The 1,994-nt window shown below is 69.7% G+C and carries 3 protein-coding genes; all 3 read left to right on the forward strand.

The genetic code is table 11. The features are described from left to right. The first annotated feature begins 226 nt into the window (after nucleotides 1-226). Entirely contained in the window at nucleotides 227-1,135 is a 909-nt protein-coding gene (locus tag ACLN58_RS21615; protein WP_415857269.1) for a LysR substrate-binding domain-containing protein, read from the forward strand. Between the two features lie 145 nt (nucleotides 1,136-1,280). After that, nucleotides 1,281-1,592, forward strand: coding sequence for a hypothetical protein (locus ACLN58_RS21620; protein WP_415857270.1), 312 nt, complete (start codon nucleotides 1,281-1,283; stop codon nucleotides 1,590-1,592). 97 nt (nucleotides 1,593-1,689) lie between these two features. Continuing rightward, on the forward strand, nucleotides 1,690-1,994 hold a 305-nt coding region (locus ACLN58_RS21625), incomplete at its 3' end, for a chromate transporter (RefSeq protein WP_415857271.1).

Below are 1,994 nucleotides of genomic sequence, written 5' to 3' on the forward strand. Positions count from 1 at the left end.
CGCGCGGTGGGCGGGGGACGGGTGAGCTGGCTCGGAACCGTGGCTCGGCGTGGTCATGGTGCGGGGTCCTGTCCGTCATGGTGTGGGGTCCCGTCCGGGCGGTTGCAGGGTCTCTGCCGGGGCCGGGTGGCGGGTCTCCAGACAGTATGTGCCCCCGATTACAGAAGTAGAAGTGATTGTTTCTGACGCATAATCATGGGGAAAGCCGAAGAATTGGAGTCCTGCCATGCTCGAGATCCGCCGCCTCCGCCTCCTGCGCGAGCTGAGCATCCGTGGGACCCTCGCCGAGGTCGCCGACGCGCTCGCGTACAGCCCTTCGTCGGTGTCGCAGCAGCTCGCGCTCCTCGAGAAGGAGGTGGGCGCCGAGCTCCTGCGCAAGTCCGGGCGTCGCGTGGTGCTCACCCCGCAGGCGCTCGTGCTCGTCGAGCACACGAGCGAGCTCCTCGACGCGCTCGAGCGCACCGAGGCCGCTCTCGCCGCGAGCCAGAGCGAGGTCCGCGGCACGGTGCGGCTCGCGGTCTTCCAGACTGCCGCCCTCGCGCTCATGCCGGTTGCTCTGCGGACCTTGCGAGGGCAGCACCCGGAGCTCCGCGTCGAGATGGTGCAGCACGAGCCCGAGACTGCGCTCCACGAGACGTGGGCACGGGACTTCGACGTCGTCGTGGCGGAGCAGTACCCCCAGCACGCCGCGCCACACTATCCGGGACTCGACCGCGAGCACCTCACGCGGGACGCGATCCGGCTTGCCGTTCCCCCGCGCGGCGCGGGTGAAGCGTTCGACGGCGTCGCCCGGCTCGCGGACGCCGCCCACCTGCCGTGGGTCATGGAGCCGCACGGGGCCGCGTCGCGGCACTGGGCCGAGCAGGCGTGCCGCTCGGCCGGATTCGAGCCCGATGTCCGGTACGAGACGGCCGACCTCCAGGCCCACGTCCGGCTCGTCGAGTCCGGGAACGCCGTCGCGCTCCTTCCCGATCTCGTGTGGGTGGGCCGTGCGCCGTCGGCCCGGCTTCTCGACCTCGACGGCGCGCCGCATCGCACGGTGTTCACGTCGATGCGGGCCTCGAGTGCGGGGCATCCCGTCATGCAGGCCGTGCGGGCCGTGCTCGAGGAGACCGCGCGGGCGTTGCTGCCGTGAGTCTCTGAGCGGGCCGGCGTCAGCACGTCGTTTCGCGCCATTGACCGGCCCAGATCGGCGGGCTTACGCTCCCGCCGTCGGCAGACGTGGTCGGAACGGGGAGTCATGCCCGGCGTCAGATTCACGCTGATCAGGAGGCCGCCCCATGTATCGAGTTCGTTCCGTCTCCATCGTCCAGTACGGAAAATTCCGCGAATTCGCGGGTCTTGTGAAAAGGCTCTCGGATGTCTGCGAGGCCAAGGGCTGGGTCAAGCCCCGATTCCTGGTTCCAACGGCCGGCGCCAACAACGAGGCCATCATCGAGTTCGAATACCCCGACCTCGCCACGTTCCAGGCCGAGAATCGCGCGCAGATGACCGATCCCGAATTCATGGGGCCGTTCCGCGAATCCGCGCAATACGTCTATCCCCAGACCTCGCGCACCGAGATGTACGAGGACGCGTTCGACATCGCGTGAGCCACCACCAAGTGAAGGCCCGGGCGCGCCCGGGCCTTCACTGCGGAGTCATGTATATTCGGGGCGGCGAAGCCACCGTCACGGAAGGGACCGCGCCGTGAATCTCGAGGAGCGCGCTCCCAGCCTGGCCACGGTTCTGCGCGAGTGGGGCCGGATCGGCTGCATCGGCTTCGGTGGTCCGCCCGCGCACATCCGGCTCCTGCGGCAGCTGTGCGTGGAGCGGCGGAAATGGATCGGCGCCACCGAGTTCGAGGACGCGATCGCCGCCTGCAACCTCCTTCCCGGCCCCGCCTCGACCCAGTTGGCCATCTACTGCGCGTCGCGGGTCCGCGGACGCCTCGGGGCGCTCGTCGGCGGGGCCGCGTTCATCGTGCCGGGCCTCGTGGTCATCCTCGCCCTCGC

It is taken from the genome of Sinomonas sp. G460-2, assembly GCF_047759905.1.
Classification (GTDB): Bacteria; Actinomycetota; Actinomycetes; order Actinomycetales; family Micrococcaceae; genus Sinomonas.

Excerpts from the sequence above, each read along its gene's own strand:
- ACLN58_RS21615 (WP_415857269.1), top strand. The coding sequence starts at position 227 with ATGCTCGAGATCCGCCGCCTCCGCCTCCTGCGCGAGCTGAGCATCCGT.
- ACLN58_RS21620 (WP_415857270.1), top strand. The coding sequence starts at position 1,281 with ATGTATCGAGTTCGTTCCGTCTCCATCGTCCAGTACGGAAAATTCCGC.